General features: G+C 62.1%; 2 protein-coding genes. Both read left to right on the forward strand.

The annotated features are described in order from the left end of the window. Positions 1 to 1257, forward strand: a 1257-nt coding sequence (locus BFP92_RS01710; RefSeq protein WP_139114017.1) for a chemotaxis protein CheA, incomplete at its 5' end; no start/stop codon positions are given. A gap of 48 nt (positions 1258 to 1305) precedes the next feature. Beyond that, positions 1306 to 1785: response regulator (locus BFP92_RS01715; protein WP_139114018.1), on the forward strand; the 480-nt coding region annotated here is incomplete at its 3' end.

Raw genomic sequence — 1785 nt, forward strand, 5'->3', positions numbered from 1 at the left:
GCTGCCAAGCCTGCACCGGCACCTGCACCGGCTGCCGCACCTGCGCGTGCCGCAGCGGCGCCGGTGGCGGAAAAACCTGCCAGTGAAGCCGAAACCACCGTGCGGGTTGATACCGCGCGCCTGGACGACATCATGAACATGGTCGGCGAGCTGGTGCTGGTGCGTAACCGCCTGGTGCGCCTGGGCTTGAACAGCGGCGACGAAGCCATGCAAAAGGCCGTGTCGAACCTCGACGTGGTCACCGCAGACCTGCAGACCGCCGTAATGAAAACGCGCATGCAGCCGATCAAGAAAGTCTTCGGCCGCTTCCCGCGTCTGGTTCGCGACCTGGCGCGCCAGCTCAAGAAAGAAATCAACCTGGAACTGGTGGGTGAAGAAACCGACCTCGACAAAAACCTTGTCGAGGCCCTGGCCGACCCGCTGGTCCACTTGGTGCGCAACGCCGTCGACCACGGCGTGGAAACCCCGGAAGAGCGCGAAGCCTCGGGCAAGTCGCGCAACGGCAAGGTGATTCTGGCGGCCGAACAGGAAGGCGACCATATCCTGCTGTCGATCACCGATGACGGCAAAGGCATGGACCCGGCGATTCTGCGCAATATCGCGGTCAAGCGCGGGGTGATGGACAAGGACGCCGCCGACCGCCTGACCGACACCGAGTGCTATAACCTGATCTTCGCCCCGGGCTTCTCGACCAAGACCGAGATTTCCGACGTGTCCGGCCGTGGCGTGGGCATGGACGTGGTGAAGACCAAGATCAGCCAGCTCAACGGCTCGATCAACATCTACTCGACCAAGGGCCAGGGCTCCAAGATCGTGATCAAGGTGCCGTTGACCTTGGCGATCATGCCCACCCTGATGGTAATGCTGGGCAACCAGGCGTTCGCTTTCCCGCTGGTCAACGTCAACGAGATCTTCCACCTCGACCTGTCGCGCACCAACGTGGTGGACGGCCAGGAAGTGGTGATCGTGCGCGACAAAGCGTTGCCGCTGTTCTACCTCAAGCGCTGGCTGGTGGCTTCGGCCAAGCATGAAGAGCAGCGTGAGGGCCATGTGGTGATTCTGTCCGTGGGCACCCAGCGCATCGGCTTTGTGGTCGATCAACTGGTGGGTCAGGAAGAAGTGGTCATCAAGCCTTTGGGCAAAATGCTGCAGGGAACCCCAGGCATGTCGGGTGCGACCATCACCGGTGACGGTCGGATCGCGCTGATTCTTGATGTTCCGAGCATGCTCAAGCGTTACGCCGCTCGGCGTATTTGATTCTGGTGGGGCAGGGCGGTAGTGCCCGCCCCGCCTAACGGAGTGTTTATGGCAGTCAAGGTCCTGGTGGTGGACGATTCGGGTTTCTTCCGCCGCCGCGTCTCGGAAATTCTTTCCGCCGATCCAACCATCCAGGTGGTCGGCACGGCCACCAACGGTAAAGAGGCGATTGATCAAGCCATTGCGTTGAAACCGGACGTGATCACCATGGACTACGAGATGCCGATGATGGATGGCATCACCGCAGTCCGACACATCATGCAGCGCTGCCCGACCCCGGTGTTGATGTTCTCCTCGCTGACCCACGAAGGCGCCCGGGTGACCCTCGACGCGCTGGACGCGGGTGCGGTGGACTTCCTGCCGAAGAATTTCGAAGACATCTCGCGCAACCCCGACAAGGTCAAGCAGATGCTGTGCGAGAAGGTGCACAGCATTTCGCGCAGCAACCGTCGCAGTCTGTTCAGCGCACCGGCGCCCGCGCCGGTAGCCGCGCCGACGCCGACCACCTCGACGTTTGCTCGCCCGGCA

This window comes from Pseudomonas sp. 58 R 3 (assembly GCF_900006605.1).
GTDB lineage: Bacteria > Pseudomonadota > Gammaproteobacteria > Pseudomonadales > Pseudomonadaceae > Aquipseudomonas > Aquipseudomonas salomonii.